We start from the raw sequence: 21825 nt of genomic DNA, 5'->3' as shown, positions 1-21825 counted from the left end.
CTTTGGGGTACGGCCGTGTGGGTGCGGGTGTGCGGGTTGGTGAGGTGCGGGTTGGTGAGGTGCGTGTGTGCGGATTGAGCGGGGTGGGGCGGTTCCCTTCGGGTGGGTTCCGGTCCATCCGCATGGGAGCGCTCCCACCCCGCCTGTTGCGGAAGGTAGCGCGAACGGGGGCGGGTGTAAACGGGTGGCGCGGGAGAGGTACGTCAAGGGCGGGGCTAGGCATCGCGGGTTCGGGTGGCGATGTACCCGTCTGAACGACCGCGCTGGTTGCCGACGCCCAGACTGACCTCATGGAAACCGGCGAGCGACGGACGGCCACCGAGCGGACCTGGATGTTCCCGCCCGTCACCGGCTGGACCTTCGATCAGGTCAAGGACTTGGAGGTGCCTTTCGACTGGGAACTCGTCGACGGGGTGGTCGTGGTCCGTGGGGAGACCGCGTTGTGGCACAACCATGTCCGAGGTGCCCTGGTGAGCGTATTGAGAGCCGCTGAGACCGGGCCGTACGCGGCGGTGAGCGGTCAGTGCGTCATGGTCGACGAGCACAACGTCGTCAAGCCCGATCTGATCGTCTGCGACCCGCGCGGACTGGATGTCTTCGAGGTCGAGTGCGCTCCGGTGGAGAAGGTTGCCCTGGCCGTGGAGGTGGTCTCCCCCACCTCCCGCCAGGCCGACCGCGTACGCAAGCCCGCCCTCTTCTCCGCGAACAAGGTCCCGTACTACTGGCGAGTCGAACTGGACCGGGACCAGAAACTCGCGGTGCACGAGTACTGGCTCAACGCCGACACCCTCACGTACTTCCCCGCGCCGTCGCACCCGGTGCACCAGCACAAGCTCATCACCGAGTTGCCGTTTCCTGTCGAGATCGACCTCGATTCGCTTGTCGGCTTCTGATCCCGTTTCGCCCCGCGCCCCCACCCCGCGACCCCCCACCGTATTGCTCCTCCAGTAGCTCTCCCGACGTGCAGTAGCTTGCCGACGTCACCTGGAGTCATCAGCAGCCGGAGAGTCACGTATGCCGCGAGAGGCGCCCTATCTTGCCGTCGCCGAAGCGTTGGGGGCACGGATCGTCGCCGGGGAGTGGGCGGTCGGGGAGCGGTTGCCGTCGCGGATGCGGCTGGCCGAGGAGTACGGGGTCGGGCGGAATGTCACGCAGCGGGCCGTGGATCTGCTGATCGTCAAGGGGCTGCTCGAAGGGCGTGCCGGGTCGGGGACCTACGTCCGCGTACCGCGTGAGCGGCTGCGGATGGTCCGGTCGCGGCACGGCTCCCCTTCGCTCGCCGCCGCGAAGGAGCGGGGTCGGGCCGGTGCGTGGGACGCGCACAGCCAGGTTCGGGTGCCCGCGCCCGCGGCGGTCGCCGAGCGGCTCGCCATCGGCGTCGGGGACCTCTGTGTCAGGACGCGGTACGAGTTCCTCGCCGACGGGCAGCCCGTGCAGCTCTCCGAGTCCTGGGAGCCGATGGCCGTCACGGACGGTACGCCGGTCATGCTGCCCGAGAAGGGGCCGCTCGCGGGCAAGGGGGTGGTCGAGCGCATGCGTTCCATCGGGGTGACCGTCGCGACCGTGGTCGAGCTGCCCCGGCCGGCCCGTGCCACGCGGGCGCAGGCGAATCTGCTGGGGATCGGTTTCGGGGACCTGGTGCTTCAGATCGAGCGGACCATCTACGACACCGGCGGCCGTCCGGTGGAGACCGCCGACATCGTCATTCCGGACGCTCGGCGGGAAGTGGCCTACGAGTTCGCGGTGGACGGGCGCTGAGTGAACCGGAACCGAGACCGGAACCGGAACCGGAACCGGAACCTGATTCTCGACGCGGACTTCCGACGGCTGTTCGCCGCCACCGCCTTCGGTCAACTCGGCGACCGGATCAACTTCCTGGCGCTGCCGCTGGTCGCCATCACGGCATTGCGCGCCGATGAGTTCCAGGTGGGGGTGCTGACCGCGATGACCACCGCGGGCTCGCTCCTGGTGGGGCTGCCGGCGGGGGCGTGGGTGGACCGGATGCGGAAGCGGTCGGTGATGATCAGCACCGATCTCGCGCGCGCCCTGGCCTTGTTGACGATTCCCGTGGCGTGGTGGGCGGGGCTGCTCACCATCTGGTGGCTGTACGCGGTCGCGTTGGCCCATGGCGTGCTGACCGTCTTCTTCGACGTCGCCCATGTCAGCTTTCTGCCGCATCTGGTGGGGCGTGACCGTCTCGTCGAGGGCAACGCGAAACTGTCGGCGATACGGTCGGTGACCAGCATCGGCGGGCCGGGGGTGGCGGGGCCGTTGATCGGCTGGGTCGGCGCTCCCGCGACGGTGCTGGCGAGTTCGGCGGGGATGGCCGTGTCGGGGCTCCTCGCGACCGGTATCCGCGAACGCGAGCATCGGTCGGAGCCGCGTGAACTTCCTCGGCTGGGACGGGAGATCAGGGAAGGGCTGAAGTTCGTTCTCGGGCATGCCGAGTTGAGGGCGGTCATGCTGGGGGACTCGGTCTTCAACCTCTTCCTCGTCCTGTATCAGACCATGCTTCTGGTCTTCCTGGAGCGGGAGTTGGGGCTGGGCTCCTTCGGCGTCGGCCTCGTCTTCTCCGGGATGGGGTGCGGGGCGTTGCTGGGGGCGCTGTCGGCGACGAGGGTGGCCGGGTGGACCGGCCAGGGACGTGTCATCTGGCTTGCGCCGCTTGCCACTTGTCCGCTGACGGCCCTGATGCCGATGGCCCGGCCGGGCTGGAGCGTGTACGTGGCTGCCGTCGGGCTTGCGGCTCTTTCCCTGGGTGGGGTGGTGCGGGTGGTGGCGCAGGCGAGCTTCCAGCAGGCGCTCACTCCGGACCGGCTGCTGGGGCGGGTGAGTGCGACCGCGCGTTTCGTGTCGTGGGGCGGGATTCCGGTGGGTGGGCTGCTGGGCGGTGCGGCGGGCTCCGCGTTCGGGGCGGCGGCGACCTTGTGGATCGGGGCGGCGGGGATGACGTTGAGCGTCCTTCCCGTTCTTCTGTCGCCGCTGCGTGCGGCTCCCGATGCGACGCTTGGCGTGGACGTGGGCATGGACGGGTGCGTGGACGTGGACGGGTGCGTGGACGTGGACGGGTGCGTGGGCATGGACGTGCCCGAGGCCGGTTCGGGCTGACTCAGGTTCCCACCGGATAGGACGACTGGAAGGCCAGCCTGGCGTCGGCGCCTTCGCCCACCGTCGTCAGCAGGTCGTCGAAGTCCAGGAACTCCTCCCACACGGGACGCCCGCTCGCCTCGGCCAGCCTGCGGACCACCAGGTCCTCCAGCTCCGGGACGCGCTTGTTCTTCCAGATCTTGTCGGCGACGCTCACGAGGAGGTCCTCGATGCCGATGTCCGGGCCGGTCCAGGCGGCGTGGGTGGCGGCGAAGCGGGCCAGGTGCGGGGCGATGCCGTGGGAGAGGAGCAGTTCGCGGCCGGCGTCCTCGTGGGCCGAGCCCGGGCCGGAGAGTTCGGCAATGTACGTCGTCTTGCCGATGTCGTGCGTGGCCGCGCCGAACAGTACGGCGTCGCGGTCGAGCGGCAGGGCGGGGTGGCGAGGTTCCAGCCACTCGACGATGCGGTGTGCCACGTCGTGCACGGCTCTGAGGTGGGCGGCCAGGCGTGGGGGTGCGTCGAGCTGTTGCAGCAACTCCGCTGCCTGGTCGGGGAGTTTGCGGAGAGGTGGGTCGTGGAGGGCGCGGTGGAGGAGGCCGGTGGTCACGCGGACAGGGTAGGGGGAACGTCCCGTACCCAGGGCTCTCCCGTTCCTCGCCGGGAATGATGACCCGCATGGCCACCTACGACACTCTCGGCGCCAGCTACTCCCACACCCGTCGGCCCGATCCACGGATCGCCGCACAGATCCACGCCGCCCTCGGGGATGCCACGGACGTCGTCAACGTCGGTGCGGGCACCGGATCGTACGAGCCGCCCGAGACCGTGCTCGCGGTCGAGCCCAGCCAAGTCATGATCGCCCAGCGCCCGCCGGGTTCCGCACCCGCCGTGCAGGCCGTCGCCGAGTGCCTGCCCCTCCGGGACGGTGCCGCCGATGCCGTCATGGCGTTGCTCACGGTGCACCACTGGAGCGACCAGGCGGCCGGGATCGAGGAGTTGCGTCGGGTGGCGCGGCGCCGGGTCGTCGTTCTGACCTGGGACCAGCGTGTGTTCCGGGAGCGGTTCTGGCTCGTGCGGGAGTATCTCCCTGAGGCCGCCGACTTCGACGACACCCGTGCCGTGCCGACCGACCGGCTGGCCGAACTGCTCGGCGGGGCGCGGGTGGAGCCCGTACCGGTCCCCCACGACTGCACCGACGGTTTCGCCGCCGCGTACTGGCGCCGCCCGCACGCCTACCTTGACCCCCGGGTCCGTGCGGGCATCTCCCTGCTCTCCCAGCCCGACGAGGCCGTCCTCGCACCGGGCTTGGCCCGCCTCGCGGACGACCTGGCCGGCGGCCGCTGGCACGCCCGCCACGCGGACCTGTTCACCCGCGAGACCTTCGACGTCGGCTACCGGCTGCTGGTGGCCGACCACTGATCGACGCGTCTGGCCGCCGGTGCGGCATCCGCCCCCGCCACATGCAGTCGTACGGTGAACTCGGTCCGGCCCGGCTCGCTCCGCACATCGATCCAGCCGCCGTGCGCCGCCGTGATCGCCGCCACGATGGCGAGGCCCAGTCCCGAACCGCCCTCCAGTCCACCCGCCCTGGTCCGCGACGCGTCCGCCCGCGTGAACCGCTCGAAGACCGTCGGGAGGAGGGCGGGCGGGATGCCGGGGCCGTCGTCGCGCACGCGTACGACGCAGTGGGCGCTGTTCGCCTCCACCACCGCGACCACCCGCGTGCCCGCGGGGGTGTGCACGCGGGCGTTGGCGAGGAGGTTGGCGATCACCTGGTGGAGGCGGGCCTCGTCGCCGTTGACCAACGCGGGGGCGTCCAGGGAGAGTTCGAGCTGCCAGTCGTGGTCGCCGCCGGCGGCCCGGGCGTCCCAGACGGCCTCGGCGACCAGGGCGGCGAGGTCCACCTCGGCGGACTCCAGCGGGCGGCCCTCGTCCAGGCGGGCCAGGAGCAGCAGGTCCTCCACCAGGCCTGTCATCCGTGCCGACTCCGCGGAGACCCGGCGCCAGGCCAGTACCGGTTCGATGCGGTCCGTGCCTCGGTTCATCAACTCCGCGTAGCCCGCGATCGAGGCCAGGGGCGTACGGAGTTCGTGGCTGGCGTCGGAGAGGAAGCGGCGCATGCGCTCCTCCGTGCGCTGGCGTTCCGAGAGGGAGGACTCGACGTGGTCGATCATGCGGTTGAGGGCGGCGCCGACCTGGCCGGCCTCGCTGTCGGGGTCGGTGTCGCGTTCGGCGACGCGGGTGAGGCCGCCGACCACACCGCTGCCGAGCGGGGCGCGGGAGACCTCCACGGCGGTACCGGCGACGCGGCCCAGCGGACGCAGCTGGCGTCGGATGACGACCGCGCACACGCATCCGGCGACCGCCAGCCCGACGGCCGCGATCGCGACCTCGGCGACGAGCATCCCGGTGATCATGTGCTGGACGTCGCCCATCGGGATGCCGGCGAGGACACGGATACCGTCGCTCTCGACGGCGGTGATCCGGTAGGTGCCGAGGCCGGGGAGGGTCCGGGTGTGCTTGGAACCGTCGGCCTCGATGCCCTTGAGGGCGGCGGTCTGGGCGGCGGTGAGCGGCTGCGTGGCGTACTCCTTCTCCACGAGCGCGGCGCTGACGATGGTCCCGTCGTCGTCCAGGCGGGCGGCGACCATGCCGGTCGGGTGGCCCTGCTCGTGGAGGAAGCCCAGGTCGTCCTCGCGCTCGGGCTGGAGGGCGGCGCCGCCCAGGCAGCGCTCCACGGAGTTCTGGACGCGTTCGTCCAACGCGCCGTAGAGGTAGGCGCGTTGGACGAAGACCGTGGTGAGCGCCATCGCGGTGCAGACGGCCACCAGGGCCAGGCCGATGAAGAGCAGCAGGCGGGTGCGCATCGAGCGCAGCCGCCGTCGGGCGGTCATCTCCCGTCCTCCACCGGGCGGATGGTGTAGCCGAGGCCGCGCACGGTGTGGATCATCGGCGCCCGGCCCTTGTCGATCTTCCGGCGCAGGCCGGAGATGTAGACCTCGACGAGGTTGCCGCCGCCGTCGAAGGAGGTGCTCCAGACGTGGTCGAGGATCTGGGCCTTGCTGAGGACCTGGCGCGGGTGGGCCATCAGCAGGCTGAGCAGGTCGAACTCCTTGGCGGTGAGCTGCACCGGCACACCCGCGCGATGCACCTCGCGGGTCTCCTCGGTCAGGACGAGGTCGCCGAGGACACTGACGGGCCCCTCGGTCCTGGCGTGTTCGGCTCCGGCCCGGCGCAGCAGTCCGCGCAGCCGTACGACGACCTCCTCCAGCGAGAAGGGCTTGGTGACGTAGTCGTCGGCGCCGGCGCCCAGGCCGTCCAGGCGGTGTTCCAGGGCGTCGCGGGCCGTGAGCATGAGGACGGGCAGCTTCGGGTTCTCGTGGCGCAGGCGGCGCAGTACCTGAAGGCCGTCCAGGTCGGGCAGCATGCCGTCGAGGACGACGACGTGCGGGGCGCAGCCGCGGGCGAGCTTCAGCGCGCTCTGGCCGTCCAGCGCCGGGTAGGGCCGCCAGCCCGCCTCCTCCACGGCCACGGAGAGCACGTCGGTGAGCGCGGGCTCGTCGTCGACGATGAGCACGCGGACGCGGCCGTTTCGGTACCCAGCGGTGCCAGTCATGTCCCGATCCTGTCCCGGTGGGCTGAGGGAATCCTGTGTTCCGCCTGAGGGCGGGTGATGACCTGGGACGTTCTCCCGGAAACGCCGAAGGTCCGTGTCCCCGGCGTACCGGGGACACGGACCTTCGGGGAAGGACTAGCCGCGGATCAGGCTGCGCAGCACGTACTGCATGATGCCGCCGTTGCGGTAGTAGTCGGCCTCACCGGGGGTGTCGATGCGGACGACCGCGTCGAACTCGACGCCCGTGTCGGTGGTGACCTTGACCGTGCTCGGGGTGGTGCCCTCGTTGAGCTCGGTGACGCCGGTGATGGAGAAGGTCTCCTCGCCGGTCAGGCCGAGGGAGTCGGCGTTCTGGCCGGCCGGGAACTGGAGCGGGAGGACGCCCATGCCGATGAGGTTCGAGCGGTGGATGCGCTCGTACGACTCGGTGATGACGGCCTTGACGCCGAGGAGCGCGGTGCCCTTGGCGGCCCAGTCGCGGGACGAGCCGGAGCCGTACTCCTTGCCGCCCAGGATGACCAGCGGGGTGCCGGCGGCCTGGTAGTTCTGCGAGGCGTCGTAGATGAACGACACCGGCGCACCCTCAACAGTGAAGTCGCGGGTGTAGCCGCCCTCGGTGCCCGGCGCGATCTGGTTGCGCAGGCGGATGTTGGCGAACGTGCCGCGGATCATGACCTCGTGGTTGCCTCGGCGGGAGCCGTAGGAGTTGAAGTCACGACGCTCCACACCGTGCTCGGTGAGGTACTTGCCGGCCGGGGTGTCGGCCTTGATGGCACCGGCCGGGGAGATGTGGTCGGTGGTGACCGAGTCGCCGAGCTTGGCCAGGACGCGGGCGCCCGTGATGTCGGTGACCGGGGTGGTCTCCATCGTCATGCCCTCGAAGTACGGGGGCTTGCGGACGTACGTCGACTCCGCGTCCCACTCGAAGGTGTCGCCGGTGGGGATCGACAGGGCCTGCCACTGGGCGTCGCCCGCGAAGACGTCCTGGTAGGACTTGTTGAACATGTCCTCGCCGATGGCGTTGGCCACGACGTCGTTGACCTCGGCCTCGGTCGGCCAGATGTCGGTCAGGTAGACCGGCTTGCCCTCCTGGTCCACACCCAGCGCGTCGCGCGTGATGTCCACCTTCATGGAGCCCGCGATGGCGTACGCGACGACCAGCGGCGGGGAGGCCAGGTAGTTCATCTTGACGTCGGGGTTGATACGGCCCTCGAAGTTCCGGTTGCCGGAGAGGACCGAGGTGACCGCGAGGTCGTGGTCGTTGACGGCCTTGGAGACCTCCTCCGGCAGCGGGCCGGAGTTGCCGATGCAGGTGGTGCAGCCGTAGCCGACGAGGTTGAAGCCGACCTTGTCGAGGTACGGGGTCAGGCCCGCCTTGTCGAAGTAGTCGGTGACGACCTTCGAGCCCGGGGCGAGGGTGGTCTTGACCCACGGCTTGCGGGTCAGGCCCTTCTCGACCGCCTTCTTGGCCACCAGCGCGGCGGCGACCATGACGTACGGGTTCGAGGTGTTGGTGCAGGAGGTGATGGCCGCGACCGTCACCGCGCCGTGGTCGATCTCGTACGTCGAGCCGTCGGGGGCGGTCACGGTGACCGGGTTGGACGGGGCGCCGTTCGGGGCGACGGCCGGGGCGTCCGAGGCCGGGAAGGACTCCTGGCCCGCCTCGTCGACGACGTCGACGTAGTTGCGGACGTCCAGCTTGAACTGCTCGGCGGCGTTGGCGAGGACGATACGGTCCTGCGGGCGCTTGGGGCCGGCGATGGAGGGGACGACCGTGGAGAGGTCGAGCTCCAGCTTCTCGGAGAAGTCGGGCTCGGCGGCCGGGTCCAGCCAGAGGCCCTGCTCCTTGGCGTACGCCTCGACGAGCGCGAGCTGCTGCGCGGAGCGGCCGGTGAGCTTGAGGTAGTTGATCGTTTCGGCGTCGATCGGGAAGATCGCGGCGGTCGAGCCGAACTCCGGCGACATGTTGCCGATGGTGGCGCGGTTCGCGAGGGAGGTGGCGGCGACGCCCTCACCGTAGAACTCGACGAACTTGCCGACGACGCCGTGCTTGCGCAGCATCTCGGTGATGGTGAGCACGAGGTCGGTGGCGGTGGTGCCCGGGGTGAGCTCACCGGTCAGCTTGAAGCCGACGACGCGCGGGATGAGCATCGAGACCGGCTGGCCGAGCATCGCGGCCTCGGCCTCGATGCCGCCGACGCCCCAGCCGAGCACACCGAGGCCGTTGACCATGGTGGTGTGCGAGTCGGTGCCGACGAGGGTGTCGGGGTAGGCCTGGCCGCCTCGGACCATGACCGTGCGGGCCAGGTGCTCGATGTTGACCTGGTGGACGATGCCGGTGCCCGGGGGGACGACCTTGAAGTCGTCGAAGGCGGTCTGGCCCCAGCGCAGGAACTGGTAGCGCTCCTTGTTGCGGCCGTACTCCAGGTCGACGTTCTGCTTGAAGGCGTCGTTGGTGCCGAACTTGTCGGCGATGACGGAGTGGTCGATGACCATCTCGGCCGGGGAGAGCGGGTTGACCTTGGCCGGGTCGCCGCCGAGCGCCTTGACGGCCTCACGCATGGTGGCGAGGTCCACGACACAGGGCACGCCGGTGAAGTCCTGCATGATCACGCGGGCGGGCGTGAACTGGATCTCCTGCGACGGCTGGGCCTGGGAGTCCCAGTTGCCGAGGGCGCGGATGTGGTCGGCGGTGATGTTCGCGCCGTCCTCGGTACGGAGCAGGTTCTCCAGCAGAACCTTGAGGCTGTACGGAAGGCGAGCCGAGCCTTCCACCTTGTCCAGCCGGAAGATCTCGTACGACTCGTCGCCCACGCTCAGCGTGGCGCGGGCGTCGAAGCTGTTCGCCGACACGACAGTCTCCTTCTTTGATGTGCGCGTTCCCACCGCATCCTGCCGCCACGGCGTCTTGGCCTATCCGCTAAGGTAGGGCTAAGTTAGGTAACCCTTACTAGGGCTGGCGGCTGCGGTACGCCTCGGCAGATATCTCGATGTCGAGATAACCCTAGTACATGGGCGCGGAATGGTCATGTCCAGCCCCGCGCCGAACCGTCATGCCCCGACCCCTTCCGGGTATCCGGTACGGAACGAAAGGGGGCGGACATGCCACTCACGTTCCGCAAGAGTTTCCGGATCCTTCCCGGCGTACGCCTGAACATCAACCGGCACTCCTGGTCCATCACCACCGGCGGCCGACACGGCCCGCGCCGGACCCACAGCAGCACCGGACGTCGTACGACATCGGTTGATTTGCCCGGACCTTTCGGGTGGCGCCGGACCCGTACCAGCAGGCGGCGTTGACGCGGCGTCAGGTCCCTCACCCGTACGGACCCCCCGGAATGCGCCATCTCATATCTGAGATAGCCTCAACCCCATGGCAGACGATTACCTCGTACGCATCGGCAAGCTCATCCGTGACGCCCGGCAACACCGGGGCTGGACACAGTCGCAGCTCGCGGAGGCGCTCGGCACCAGCCAGAGCGCCGTCAACCGCATCGAGCGCGGCAACCAAAACATCAGCCTTGAGATGATCGCTCGAATCGGTGAAGCCCTGGAGAGCGAGATCGTCTCTCTGGGCTACGCGGGCCCGATGCATCTGCGGGTCGTCGGCGGGCGCCGGCTCTCCGGCGCCATCGACGTCAAGACGAGCAAGAACGCGTGCGTGGCCCTGCTGTGCGCCTCGCTGCTCAACAAGGGGCGCACGGTGCTGCGCCGCGTCGCCCGGATCGAGGAGGTCTACCGCCTTCTGGAGGTGCTGAACTCCATCGGGGTCCGCACCCGCTGGATCAACGACGGCGTCGACCTGGAGATCGTGCCGCCCGCCGCTCTGGACATGGACGCGATCGACGCCGAGGCCGCCGTCCGCACCCGCTCGATCATCATGTTCCTCGGCCCGCTGCTGCACCGCATGGACCGCTTCAAGCTGCCGTACGCCGGCGGCTGCGACCTCGGCACGCGGACCATCGAGCCGCACATGATCGCGCTGCGCCGCTTCGGTCTGGACATCGCCGCGACCGAGGGCATCTACCACGCCCAGGTGGACCGTTCGATCTCCCCCGACCGCCCGATCGTGCTGACCGAGCGCGGCGACACCGTGACCGAGAACGCGCTGCTGGCCGCCGCCCGCCACGACGGCGTCACCGTCATCCGCAACGCGTCCTCCAACTACATGGTCCAGGACCTCTGCTTCTTCCTGGAGGCGCTCGGCGTCAAGGTCGAGGGCATCGGCACCACCACCCTCACCGTGCACGGCATGCCGACCATCGACGTCGACGTCGACTACTCCCCCTCCGAGGACCCGGTCGAGGCGATGAGCCTGCTGGCCGCGGCGGTGGTCACGGAGTCGGAGCTGACGGTCCGCCGGGTGCCGATCGAGTTCCTGGAGATCGAGCTCGCGGTCCTGGAGGAGATGGGCCTCGACCACGACCGCACTCCGGAGTACTTCGCCGACAACGGCCGTACGCGCCTTGTGGATCTGACCGTCCGCCCGAGCAAGCTCGAAGCGCCGATCGACAAGATCCACCCCATGCCCTTCCCGGGCCTGAACATCGACAACGTCCCGTTCTTCGCGGCCATCGCGGCCGTCGCCTCGGGCAAGACCCTCATCCACGACTGGGTCTACGACAACCGCGCGATCTACCTGACCGACCTCAACCGCCTCGGCGGCCGCCTCCAACTCCTCGACCCGCACCGCGTGCTGGTCGAGGGCCCAACCCGCTGGCGCGCCGCCGAGATGATGTGCCCGCCGGCGCTCCGGCCCGCCGTCGTCGTCCTGCTGGCGATGATGGCGGCGGAGGGCACATCCGTGCTGCGGAACGTGTACGTCATCAACCGGGGGTACGAGGATCTGGCGGAGCGGCTGAACTCGATCGGGGCGCAGATCGAGATCTTCCGGGACATCTGAACGTCCGCCCGCCGGACCCCGTCCCCCTCCGGTCGCTCAGCGACCTGACGCGAACCGCACGAACGGCGCCCAGCCTTCACGGCCCACCCTGAAGGCTGGGCGGCCGGCGTCCTTGGAGTCCCGTACGTGGACGGTCTGTTCGGCGATCGCGATCTCCACGCAGTCGTCGCCCTGGCTGCCGCTGTAGCTCGACTTGAACCAGGCGAGTTCCGTCGTACCGCTGCTCATAGCTCTCCTCGCAGTCGCTCCAACAGGCCCCGGGAATCCTTGGGGCTCAGGGCTTGCGAGCGCAGTGTGTCATAGCGCTGGCAGAGGAGGCTCACCTCTTTCCGGTCCGAGATCAACCGCCCGTTCTCCTGCCCTTCCGAGTAGCCGATCCGCTGCCCCGCAGGGGTCTCCAGGATCCGCACCGGTCCGTCCAGACACGGGTGCAACCCGGCGTCCAGCGGCACGACTTGAAGGGTCACGTTGCGCGGCGCGGTGCGCTCCAGCACATGGTCGAACAGTCCCCGCATGACCTCCGCGTCCCCGAACCTCCGCCGGAACACATGCTCTTCGACGATGAAGCTGAACGGCACCTTCGGCCGCTCCCGCACCATCGCCTGCCGTTCCATCCGGGCGGTGAGCTGCGCGTCCAGCTCCTCGTCCGTCCGCAGCGGGATGGTGCCCAGGAACACCGCCCGCGCATACGCCTCGGACTGCAACAGCCCCGGCACCAACCGGCATTCATACGTGCACAGGCTGACCGCCTCCCGCTCAAGGCGCGCCCACCGCCGGAACCAGGCCGCGAGCCCCACGTCACCCCGGGTCAGAAACCGAGCCGACCTCCGCAGCGCCCCCGTGTTGCCGGTGGCTTCCTCCCCGCGTTCCACGAACGCCTCGTCCGGCATCCGGCGCCCCAACTCCACCGACTCCACGGTGTGTTTGGAGAACTGCACCAGCCTGGCGAATTCCTCGCGGCTGAGTCCCGCGTGCTCACGCAGTGCCTGTACCACGGCCCCGAACGTCCGCAGGCTGTCCGACGGGTGAGGCTCCCGCACCACCTCCCCCGCCGGAACCGCCCGCTCGCCCACAGCCTCGGCCAGATCCCCTTCGACGATGTCCATCCGCCACCCCTCTCTCCGTACCGCGACGGCTCCTTGCACCGCCCGCACTCGCCACTCAGCGTGACGAATCAAGCACCGTACTGTCTACGGTGTGTGCCCGTACGCTGACTCTGCGTACGGGCCGGGCGGTCGCCGGGGACGGTCGGCAGGGGGTCAGAGCGCGGCTGCCGCCGCCTTCCCCGCCTGCCGTCCGGAGAACAGGCACCCGCCGAGGAAGGTGCCCTCCAGGGAGCGGTAGCCGTGGACTCCGCCGCCGCCGAAACCGGCGACCTCTCCGGCCGCGTACAGGCCCGGTACGGGGTTACCGGACTGGTGGAGGACGCGGCCGGAGAGGTCGGTCTGGAGGCCGCCGAGGGTCTTGCGGGTGAGGATGTTGAGGCGGACGGCGATCAGTGGACCGGCGCTCGCGTCAAGGATCTTGTGGAGGGAGGCCGTACGACTCAGGGTGTCCCCGGGGTAGTTGAGGGCATTGCGGATGCCCATCACCTGGGCGTCCTTGGTGTACGGGTTGTCAGTCTCGCGGTCGCGGGCCTCGATCTGCCGCTTGAGGCCCGCGAGGTCGATCAGGCCCTCTCCCGTCAACTCGTTCATTCCGGCGACGAGTTCGGGGAGGGTGTCGGCGACGACGAAGTCCGCGCCCCTCTCCTTGAACCGTTCGATCGGCTCCGGTGTCTGCCAGATGCGGGAGAGCAGCATCCAGATGTTCTTCTCGGTCAGGTCCGGGTTCTGCTCCGAACCCGAGAGCGCGAACTCCTTCGCGATGATCTTCTGTGTCGTCACGAACCAGGAGTAGTCGTAGCCGGTGTCGCGGATCGACTTGAGGGTGTGGAGGGTGTCGTAGCCGGGGATGTCGGGCGCCGAGAAGCGCTTGCCGGTCGCGTCGAACCACATCGAGGACGGGCCGGGGAGGATGCGGATGCCGTGGTCCGGCCAGATCGGGTCGTAGTTCTGGAGGCCCTCGGTGTAGTGCCACATCCGGTCGGGGTTGACGATCCGGCCGCCCGCTTGTTCGGTGATCGCCAGCATGCGGCCGTCCACGTGCGCGGGCACGCCGGTGATCATCGACTTGGGTGGTGTGCCGAGGCGGGCTGGCCAATTGGCGCGTACGAGCTCGTGGTTGGCGCCGATGCCGCCGGAGGTGACGATCACGACCGGGGCGCGGAGCTCGAACTCGCCGACGACCGTGCGGGAGCTGGGCTTTCCGCGGGCGGCACCGCTGGGCTCCAGGATCGCGCCGCGGACGCCGGTGACGGCACCGCCGGTGGTCACCAACTCGTCCACGCGGTGGCGGAATTTGAAGGTGACCTTGCCGTCGGAGACCGCCGCGCGGACCTTCTTCTCGAAGGGTTCCACCACCGCCGGGCCGGTGCCCCAGGTGACATGGAAGCGGGGCACCGAGTTGCCGTGTCCGTCCGCGAGGCCGCCGCCGCGCTCGGCCCAGCCGACGATCGGGAACCACTGCATGCCGAGCCCGGCGAGCCAGGACCGTTTCTCGCCGGACGCGAAGTCCACATACGCCTCGGCCCACTTGTAGGCCCAGTGGTCCTGTCCGGCGGGGTCGTCGACGCCCCGGTCGAACCCGGCGGTGCCCAACCAGTCCTGCCACGCCAGCTCGTGGGAGTCCTTGACGCCCATGAGCCGCTGCTCGGCGGAGTCCACGAGGAACAGCCCGCCGAACGACCAGAACGCCTGCCCGCCGAGGCTCGCCTCCGGCTCCTGGTCGAGGAGCAGCACCTTGTGTCCCGCGGCGGCGAGTTCGGCGGTGGCGACGAGTCCCGCGAGGCCGTGGCCGACGACGATCGCGTCGGCGTGCTGCGACTCGGCGGCGGAGGCGGGCGCGGCCCCGGACAGGTAGGCGCCGGCGAGGACACCGCCGGCGACGGTGAGGGCGCGGCGGCGGGTGAAGGTGGTGGGGTCCTGGTCTTCCATCGGGGCGGCCCTCCAGTGTTACCGTCGGTAGCGCACAAGGTAAACAGCTCACCAAGACCGTGCGGTAGTCGCCGGACGCCAACACCGCCACAGCTTCGTTGTGGCCCGGCCACACAGAGGGGGCCATGACCGTCGTCCACGCGTCCGAGCCGGTCGTCGAGATCCTGCGTGCCATGGCCGTCGACACCGAGGTCCGCGCCGAACTCGTCCGTGCCGCCCGCGACCGCTCCCCCGAACTGGCCCGGCTCACCGAGGCGGAGACCCGCAGCCATGTCACCGAACTGGTCCGGGCGGCCGGCGCCTGGTTCGTCTCCTTCGACCGCGTGGAGGCCCTGCCCGACCAGGACTTCGCCGCCGCGCTGCTCCTCGGCGCGGACCGGGCCGTGCAGGGCGTACCCATGACGGCGGTCGTGCGCGGGGTACAGGCCGCACTGACGCGGGTCGTGGAGATCACCGTGGACCGCTGCCGCTCGGCGGGGGTCCCGGACGCCGTACTGCTGGGCGTCGTACTGCGGTTGAAGGAGTACGGCGACGCCGTCGAGCGGCATGTCATCAACGGGTACCGGGCCGCCGAGCAGGAGCCGCCGAGCGAGACCGGCGCGCTGCGTACCCGGCTCCTCGGCCAGGTGCTGCTCGGCGGACTCCTGCCGCCCGCCGAGGAGTTGGCGCGGGCGGGACTCCGGCCGAACGACGAGGGCCTGTACCACTGTCTGGCCGCCGACCCCGCGGCCCCGCACGCGCTACCGGCGTCGCGGGCCGCGACCGCCGTCGTCGAGGGGCGTCTCGCGGGGTTGTTCCCACGGCCGCCCGCGCCGGAGGAGGTCGCGCCGGGCGCCCTGGTCGTGGTCGCACCGGCCGCTCCCCCGGCGGAACTACGGGCGCTCTACCGGCTGTGCGTCCGCGCGCTGGACCTCGGGCGGCGGCAGGGCCGGGAGGGCCGGTACGAACTGACGGACCTCGCCGCCGAGATCGCCCTGGCCGAACAGCCGTTGCTGGGCTCGCACTTGAGCCGCCGACTGCTCGGCGGCCTCGACCCGGCGGACGGCTTCCACCGGCAGCTCGCGCTCACCGCGCTGACCTACCTGGACACCGGCCGCCGCCTCGACCAGACCGCCTCGGCCCTGTTCACCCACCCCAACACGGTCCGCTACCGGCTCGGCAGACTCCAGCGGCTCACCGGCGGATCGCTCGCCGACCTGCCGCCGCTGCCGGCCGTGCACTGGCGGTGGGCGCTCACCACGTGGCTGGAGGTCAGCCCTCGACCAGCGTGACGTCCTGCTGCTGGGCCGCGTGGAAGCGGGGCAGGGGCAGGCCGCCCTGCGGGGCGAGTTCCATGACGGTGGCCTCGACGTGGGCCGTGCCCGGCTCAAGGGCGCCGGGCGAGGGCTTGCCCGTGTTCTCCCAGCGGCGCTCGACGCCGTCGCACACCGCCCGGGTGCCGCCGATGCCGTGCCGGACGGACGGGGACTTCTGCCCCACGGACGAGCTCACGAAGACGGGGCCCGTGTCGCCGAGACAGCGGTACGTGCCGGACAGCGTGACCGTGCCGTCCGCGGCGACGGTGCCGGTCGGGTCGACGGTCACCGTCTCGTAGGGGTCGGCGGCGGCGGTCGGGGCCACGAGCAGAAGGAGCAGCGTGGCGAAGGCGAGGGCGGGGGCGGGGCGTACGGACATGGGCGGAGTGCCTTCCAATGGGGCGGGAACGGGAGCCTCCACAGGTACCGGTCCGGCCTGCCCAGGGGTGTGATCGTCACTCCTTCGGTGGCGAGTCCGCAGCGGTCTTCGTGGATCCGTCCGGGTGTTGTCCGCGTGTTGTCACGGTTGGCGTCGGGCCGTTCCGATGAGTTCGCGACGGGAGCATGGTCTATCCATACGGACGACCCGTAGGGATCGTCCTCCCGATGTGGAGGTCGCCATGTGTTCCCACCAGCCTTCGTGCCCTTCCTCCGACGCCACCGGTCAGCACGTCGTGTCAGCCCACCCCGAGCAGGGCTGGAGCCTCCTGTGCGACGGGGCGATCGTCTTCGACGACACGGGTGAGCTGCGCGCCGACGGGAGTGTCGTGGCGCCTCACCGGGTGACGCACCTCGCGATGGCGGCCTGATCCAGGGATCTGATCCAGGGACCTCTAGGGACCTCTAGGGACCTCTAGGGACCTGATCTAGGGCAGTACCGCGAAGCCGTCCAGTTCCACCAGCGCCTCCTCGTCCCACAGGCGTACGACCTGGACGACGGCCATCGCGGGGTAGTTCCGGCCCGCCAACCTCCGCCACACACCCCCGAGTTCAGCGGCTCGGGCGCGATAGTCGGCGACGTCCGTCGCGTAGACGGTGACGCGGGCCAGGTCGGCGGGGGTGCCGCCGGAAGCCTCCAGCGCGCTCAGCAAATTCTTGAGCGCCCTCTCGAACTGCTCCACCAGCCCCTCCCCCACGACCTTTCCGTCGGGGTCGAGGGCGGTCTGGCCGGCCAGGAAGACCACGCGGGTGCCCGTGGCGACGACGGCGTGCGAGAAGCCGGTGGGCGGGGACAGGCCGGGCGGGTTCACACGCTCGGTGCTCACTGGGACGCCTCCAGACTCGCGTACAACTCCTTGGCGATGATGCCCCGTTGGACCTCGCTGGCCCCCTCGTAGATACGCGGGGCGCGCACCTCCCGGTACAGGTGCTCCAGCAGATGGCCGCGCCGCAGCGCCCGCGCCCCGTGCAACTGGACCGCCGCGTCGACGACATACTGCGCGGTCTCCGTCGCGAGCAGCTTCGCCATCGCCGCCCGCTTCGGGACATCCGGGGCGCCCTCGTCGTACGCCGTCGCCGCCGCGTACACCATGAGCCGGGCCGCGTCGGTACGCAGGGCGAGCTCGGCGACCTGGTGGGCCACGGCCTGGAGATCCTTCAACTTCCCCCCGAACGCCTCCCGTTGGGCGGTATGAGCGAGCGTCGCGTCGAGCGCCGCCTGCGCCATCCCCACCGCGAAGGCCCCGACACTCGGCCGGAACAGATTGAGAGTCCCCATCGCCACCCGAAAGCCACGGTCCGGCTCCCCGAGGATGTCCTCGGCGGTGACGGGCACGCCGTCGAAGTCGAGGGCGCCGATGGGATGCGGCGAGAGCATGTCGAGGGCGGTGCCGGTGAGCCCGGGCCGGTCGGCGGGAACGAGGAAGGCGGTCACGCCGCGAGCACCGGCATCGGGGGTGGTGCGGGCGAAGACGGTGTAGAAGTCGGCCTCTGGTGCGTTGGAGATCCAGCACTTCTCCCCGGTGAGCCGCCAGCGGGAGGGGCCGTCGGGGGCGGCGGCGAGGGAGTCAGGGCGGGGACCGGTGGCGTGGGCGTCGAGGTGCGGCTCGGCGGCGCGAGCGCCCGGGTGAGGCTTGGCGTCGGGAACATCCGCGGGCGAGCCGCCGACGTCGGCGCCGCCACCCGACTCACCTCCGGGTCCGCCCAAGGCGCCCGCGACACCCACGCTCGGCCCATCCCCAGGCGAGCCGTCCCGGTCCGCCCGCAACCCCAGCGCCGCCGCGTCCGAGCCCGCCCCCGGCTCGCTCAGCGCGAAGGCCGCGATCGCCGTCCCCTCCTCCACGCGGGGCAGCCACCGCTCCCGCTGGGCCGGTGTCCCGTAGGCGTGTACGGGATGCGCCCCCAGTCCCTGCAAGGCGAGGGCGGTCTCGGCCTCCGTGCAGGCGTAGGCGAGGGACTCGCGCATCAGGCAGAGGTCGAGGGCGCCGGAGGTGAACAGGCGGCGCAGGAGGCCGAGTTGACCGAGTTCGGCGACGAGGGGGCGGTTCACGCGGCCCGGCTCGCCCTTCTCCGCCAGCGGGCGCAGCCGTTCCGCGGCCGTCGTACGCAGCTCCGCACACCAGGCGGTTTGTACCGGATCGAGCGAGAATGCGGACATTGCCTGTCCTCTCTGCCGGTCCTCTCTCCACTGGGCCCTTCGACGATATCGCGTCCCATTGACTGTCGTCACCAAGACGATACGCTCGTTGCGCGAGGCCACCCACGATGCCCACAAGGCAGCCCTACAAGGCAGGGGGCGAACCGCCATGAACCGCTCGGCGCACGTCGACACCTTCGCGCGCGACCATCTCCCGCCCCCCGACCAGTGGCCCGAGCTCCAGTTCGACCTCCCCGAGCTGCGGTACCCCGATCGGCTGAACTGCGCCGCCGAGCTGCTGACGGGCCCGCCCGACGACCGCCCCGTGTTCCACACCCCCACCGGGGACACATGGACGTACGGCACCCTGCGCACCCGCGTCGACCGGCTCGCGCATCTGCTCACCGGGGACCTCGGCGTCGTACCCGGCAATCGCGTACTGCTGCGCGGGCCCACCACACCGTGGCTCGCGGCCTGTTGGCTGGCCGTGCTGAAGGCCGGGGCCGTCGCGGTCACCGTGCTGGCGCAGCAGCGGCCCCACGAACTGGCGACGATGTGCGAGATCGCGCAGGTCAGGCACGCCCTGTGCGACATCCGGGCGGTCGACGACCTCGCGAAGGCCGAGATATCGGGGCTGCGGATCGCGACGTACGGCGGTGACGCGCCCGACGACCTCCTGAACCGGACAGCGCCGGACACCCCGTACCCGGCCGTCCCGACCGCCGCCGACGACGTGGCGCTGATCGCCTTCACCTCGGGCACCACCGGGCGTCCCAAAGGGTGCATGCACTTCCACCGGGATGTGCTCGCGATAGCCGACACCTTCTCTCAGCATGTGTTGCGGCCACATGTGGACGACGTCTTCGCCGGCAGCCCCCCGCTCGGCTTCACCTTCGGGCTCGGCGGGCTCGTCGTCTTCCCGATGCGGGCCGGGGCCAGCGCCCTCCTCCTCGAACAGGCCGGTCCCAAGCAGCTGTTGCCCGCGATCGCCGAGCACCGGGTGTCCGTCGTCTTCACCGCCCCCACCGCGTACCGCGCGATGCTCGACGAGCTGGACACGCACGACATCTCCTCGCTGCGCCGCTGTGTCTCCGCCGGCGAGAACCTCCCCGCGGCCACCTGGCAGGCCTGGCACGAGCGCACCGGGCTGCGGATCATCAACGGCATCGGCGCGACCGAGCTGCTGCACATCTTCATATCCGCCGCCGACGAGCGGATCCGGCCGGGGACGACCGGGGTGCCGGTACCGGGGTGGCACGCGCGCGTGGTCGACGAGGAGGGCCGGGACCGGCCGGACGGGGAGCCCGGGCTGCTCGCCGTGCGCGGACCCGTCGGGTGCCGGTATCTCGCCGATCCGCGGCAGGGCGAGTACGTGCGCTTCGGCTGGAACATCACCGGGGACACGTATGTCCGGGAGGGCGACGGCTACTTCCGGTACGTCGCCCGCGCGGACGACATGATCATCTCGGCCGGGTACAACATCGCGGGCCCGGAGGTCGAGGACGCGCTCCTGCGCCACCCCGATGTGGTGGAGGCCGCGGTCGTGGGACGGGCGGACGAGGCGCGCGGGCAGGTCGTGGTGGCGTACGCGGTGCTGAAGGAGGGCGCCGAACGGGACGCCGAGGCGCTGCGCGCCTTCGTGAAGGCCGAGCTCGCGCCGTACAAGTGTCCGCGCGAGATCGTCTTCCTGGACGCGCTGCCGCGCACCGCGACCGGCAAACTCCAGCGGTTCCGGCTGCGCACCGAGGGTGACCAGCAGTGATACCGACGACCTAAGATGATCAACGTGTCCGACCAACATGCACCACGGTCTCTCATCGTCACGCTCTACGGCGCCTACGGCCGCTTCGTGCCCGGCCCGGTACCGGTCGCCGAGCTCATCCGGCTGCTCGCCGCGGTAGGCGTGGACGCCCCCTCCGTACGCTCCTCGGTGTCCAGACTCAAACGCCGCGGACTCCTCGTCCCGGCCCGCACGGCACAGGGCGCGGCCGGGTACGAACTGTCGCCGGACGCCCGCCAGTTGCTGGAGGACGGCGACCGGCGCATCTACGCCGTCGCACCGCCCGAGGACGAGGGCTGGGTGCTCGCCGTGTTCTCGGTGCCGGAGTCCGAGCGGCAGAAGCGGCACGTCCTGCGCTCCCGGCTGGCCGGGCTCGGCTTCGGCACCGCGGCACCGGGGGTTTGGCTCGCCCCCGCGCGGCTGTACGAGGAGGCGCGGCACGTGCTCCAGCGGCTCCGCCTCGACCCGTACGTCGACTTCTTCCGCGGCGACCATCTCGGCTTCGCCCCGACCGCCGAGGCCGTCGCCCGCTGGTGGGACCTCGCGGCGATCGCCAAGGAGCACGAGGACTTCCTCGACCGCCACGCGCGCGTGCTGGAGGAGTGGCAGGCGCGCGAGGACACCCCGCCCGAGGAGGCCTACCGCGACTACCTCCTCGCCCTGGACTCCTGGCGCCACCTCCCCTACACCGACCCCGGCCTCCCCTCCCGGCTGCTCCCCGAGGACTGGCCGGGCGACAGGTCGGCGGCGGTGTTCCGGGGGCTGCACGAGCGGCTCAGGGACGCGGGGGCGGTGTTCGTCGGGCTGTGAGACCGGGGCCCACCCCGCTTTGTGAACAGCTCATGGCAAAGCCCTGTGACCTCTTGCGCACCACGAGTCACTCAGCTAAACCTCAGGCTTCTTAGTCGGTCCTCTCAGAGTTCTTACCTACGGTCGTACGACGTCGTACGCCGGGTAAGAAGTGAGGACTGTTGCGCATGACCACCACGGCAAGGGCTCAGGGAGCCACGGTCTGGCTCACCGGGCTGCCGAGCGCGGGCAAGACGACCATTGCCCGCCACCTCGGTGACCGGCTGAAGGCCGAGGGACACCGGGTGGAGGTCCTCGACGGCGACGAGATACGCCGGTTCCTGTCCGCGGGGCTCGGTTTCTCGCGTGAGGACCGCAACACCAATGTGCAGCGCATCGGTCTGGTCTCCGAGGTCCTCGCCCGCAACGGCGTGCTGTCCGTCGTCCCCGTCATCGCGCCCTACGCCGACAGCCGCGAGGCAGTCCGCAAGCGGCACGAGGCGAGCGGGACGCCGTACGTCGAGGTGCATGTCGCGACCCCGGTCGAGGTGTGCAGCGAGCGCGATGTGAAGGGCCTGTACGCCAGGCAGGCCGCGGGCGAGCTGTCCGGGCTGACCGGTGTCGACGACCCGTACGAGCCTCCGGTGGACGCGGCTCTGGTGCTGCGGACGCAGGAGCAGACGCCCCGGGAGTCGGCCGACGCCGTCTATGCCGTGCTGGCCGAGCGGGGGCTGGTGTGAGCGCC

General features: G+C 70.6%; 21 protein-coding genes. 11 read left to right on the top strand and 10 right to left on the bottom strand.

All coding sequences use genetic code 11. The features are described from left to right. The first annotated feature begins 290 nt into the window (after positions 1–290). The 3 genes from ABZ928_RS01035 to ABZ928_RS01025 all read left to right on the top strand — a co-directional run bounded on the left by ABZ928_RS01035 (position 291) and on the right by ABZ928_RS01025 (position 3108). Entirely contained in the window at positions 291–893 is a 603-nt protein-coding gene (locus ABZ928_RS01035) for a Uma2 family endonuclease (protein ID WP_361514330.1), read from the top strand. 121 nt (positions 894–1014) lie between these two features. Continuing rightward, positions 1015–1758 (top strand): GntR family transcriptional regulator, encoded by a 744-nt coding sequence (locus ABZ928_RS01030; protein WP_361514329.1) that lies wholly within the window; start codon positions 1015–1017, stop codon positions 1756–1758. Beyond that, a complete protein-coding gene (locus ABZ928_RS01025; RefSeq protein ID WP_361514328.1) occupies positions 1759–3108 on the top strand; it encodes an MFS transporter in 1350 nt (449 codons plus the stop codon). 1 nt (position 3109) lies between these two features. On the opposite strand, the gene ABZ928_RS01020 is transcribed toward ABZ928_RS01025, so the two are convergent. Beyond that, entirely contained in the window at positions 3110–3694 is a 585-nt protein-coding gene (locus ABZ928_RS01020; protein WP_361514327.1) for an HD domain-containing protein, read from the bottom strand. Between the two features lie 68 nt (positions 3695–3762). Here ABZ928_RS01020 and ABZ928_RS01015 point away from each other — a divergent pair, with 68 nt between their 5' ends. Beyond that, the gene (locus ABZ928_RS01015) at positions 3763–4506 is read left to right on the top strand and encodes a methyltransferase domain-containing protein (protein WP_361514326.1); all 744 of its coding nucleotides are present in this window, start codon (positions 3763–3765) and stop codon (positions 4504–4506) included. Here ABZ928_RS01015 and ABZ928_RS01010 read toward each other — a convergent pair. The 3 genes from ABZ928_RS01010 to acnA form a co-directional block, all read right to left on the bottom strand. Continuing rightward, positions 4479–5981, bottom strand: a complete 1503-nt coding sequence (locus ABZ928_RS01010; RefSeq protein ID WP_361514325.1) for an ATP-binding protein — start codon at positions 5979–5981, stop codon at positions 4479–4481. The two genes, ABZ928_RS01015 and ABZ928_RS01010, sit on opposite strands and share 28 nt — an antisense overlap. Further along, entirely contained in the window at positions 5978–6703 is a 726-nt protein-coding gene (locus tag ABZ928_RS01005) for a response regulator transcription factor (RefSeq protein ID WP_361514324.1), read from the bottom strand. Before ABZ928_RS01005 ends, ABZ928_RS01010 begins: the two co-directional genes overlap by 4 nt. Before the next feature lie 135 nt (positions 6704–6838). Continuing rightward, a complete protein-coding gene (gene acnA, locus ABZ928_RS01000) occupies positions 6839–9556 on the bottom strand; it encodes an aconitate hydratase AcnA (protein WP_361514322.1) in 2718 nt (905 codons plus the stop codon). Between the two features lie 249 nt (positions 9557–9805). Between acnA and ABZ928_RS00995 the strand changes: the two genes are divergently transcribed. Together ABZ928_RS00995 and ABZ928_RS00990 are read left to right on the top strand one after the other, a co-directional pair. After that, positions 9806–10003: a DUF4236 domain-containing protein gene (locus ABZ928_RS00995; protein WP_328874363.1), complete on the top strand. Its 198-nt coding sequence runs from the start codon at positions 9806–9808 to the stop codon at positions 10001–10003. A 73-nt stretch (positions 10004–10076) separates the two neighbouring features. Next, the gene (locus tag ABZ928_RS00990; protein ID WP_361514320.1) at positions 10077–11606 is read left to right on the top strand and encodes a UDP-N-acetylglucosamine 1-carboxyvinyltransferase; all 1530 of its coding nucleotides are present in this window, start codon (positions 10077–10079) and stop codon (positions 11604–11606) included. Positions 11607–11642: 36 nt separating this feature from the next. On the opposite strand, the gene ABZ928_RS00985 is transcribed toward ABZ928_RS00990, so the two are convergent. The 3 genes from ABZ928_RS00985 to ABZ928_RS00975 all read right to left on the bottom strand — a co-directional run bounded on the left by ABZ928_RS00985 (position 11643) and on the right by ABZ928_RS00975 (position 14641). Further along, complete coding sequence (locus ABZ928_RS00985) at positions 11643–11834, bottom strand: DUF397 domain-containing protein (RefSeq protein WP_361514318.1); 192 nt, start codon at positions 11832–11834, stop codon at positions 11643–11645. Continuing rightward, complete coding sequence (locus tag ABZ928_RS00980) at positions 11831–12712, bottom strand: helix-turn-helix transcriptional regulator (RefSeq protein ID WP_361514316.1); 882 nt, start codon at positions 12710–12712, stop codon at positions 11831–11833. Before ABZ928_RS00980 ends, ABZ928_RS00985 begins: the two co-directional genes overlap by 4 nt. A gap of 153 nt (positions 12713–12865) precedes the next feature. After that, positions 12866–14641 (bottom strand): FAD-binding dehydrogenase, encoded by a 1776-nt coding sequence (locus ABZ928_RS00975; protein ID WP_361514314.1) that lies wholly within the window; start codon positions 14639–14641, stop codon positions 12866–12868. Between the two features lie 125 nt (positions 14642–14766). Between ABZ928_RS00975 and ABZ928_RS00970 the strand changes: the two genes are divergently transcribed. Beyond that, the gene (locus tag ABZ928_RS00970; protein WP_361514312.1) at positions 14767–15912 is read left to right on the top strand and encodes a helix-turn-helix domain-containing protein; all 1146 of its coding nucleotides are present in this window, start codon (positions 14767–14769) and stop codon (positions 15910–15912) included. Here the strand turns inward: ABZ928_RS00970 and ABZ928_RS00965 are convergent. Continuing rightward, on the bottom strand, positions 15893–16315 hold the full coding sequence (locus ABZ928_RS00965) for a DUF6299 family protein (protein WP_361514310.1): 423 nt from the start codon (positions 16313–16315) through the stop codon (positions 15893–15895). The genes ABZ928_RS00970 and ABZ928_RS00965 overlap by 20 nt on opposite strands. 241 nt (positions 16316–16556) lie before the next feature. Here ABZ928_RS00965 and ABZ928_RS00960 point away from each other — a divergent pair, with 241 nt between their 5' ends. After that, positions 16557–16745 carry a DUF5999 family protein gene (locus ABZ928_RS00960; protein WP_361514308.1) on the top strand — a complete coding sequence of 63 codons (189 nt, stop codon included), beginning with the start codon at positions 16557–16559 and terminating at the stop codon, positions 16743–16745. Positions 16746–16802: 57 nt separating this feature from the next. Here ABZ928_RS00960 and ABZ928_RS00955 read toward each other — a convergent pair whose 3' ends face one another. Then, on the bottom strand, positions 16803–17201 hold the full coding sequence (locus ABZ928_RS00955; RefSeq protein ID WP_361514306.1) for a RidA family protein: 399 nt from the start codon (positions 17199–17201) through the stop codon (positions 16803–16805). Next, the gene (locus ABZ928_RS00950; RefSeq protein ID WP_361514304.1) at positions 17198–18532 is read right to left on the bottom strand and encodes an acyl-CoA dehydrogenase; all 1335 of its coding nucleotides are present in this window, start codon (positions 18530–18532) and stop codon (positions 17198–17200) included. Before ABZ928_RS00950 ends, ABZ928_RS00955 begins: the two co-directional genes overlap by 4 nt. A 148-nt stretch (positions 18533–18680) precedes the next feature. Between ABZ928_RS00950 and ABZ928_RS00945 the strand changes: the two genes are divergently transcribed. From ABZ928_RS00945 to cysC, 3 genes are all read left to right on the top strand, one after another. Next, positions 18681–20273 carry an AMP-binding protein gene (locus ABZ928_RS00945; RefSeq protein ID WP_361514302.1) on the top strand — a complete coding sequence of 531 codons (1593 nt, stop codon included), beginning with the start codon at positions 18681–18683 and terminating at the stop codon, positions 20271–20273. 15 nt (positions 20274–20288) lie between these two features. Next, entirely contained in the window at positions 20289–21101 is an 813-nt protein-coding gene (locus tag ABZ928_RS00940) for a PaaX family transcriptional regulator C-terminal domain-containing protein (protein ID WP_361514300.1), read from the top strand. Between the two features lie 167 nt (positions 21102–21268). Beyond that, positions 21269–21820 (top strand): adenylyl-sulfate kinase, encoded by a 552-nt coding sequence (cysC, locus tag ABZ928_RS00935; protein WP_361514298.1) that lies wholly within the window; start codon positions 21269–21271, stop codon positions 21818–21820. Positions 21821–21825 lie beyond the last annotated feature (5 nt).

It is taken from the genome of Streptomyces sp. NPDC046909, from assembly GCF_040644695.1.
Classification (GTDB): domain Bacteria; phylum Actinomycetota; class Actinomycetes; order Streptomycetales; family Streptomycetaceae; genus Streptomyces.
This window is presented reverse-complemented; position numbering and strand designations above follow the sequence as displayed.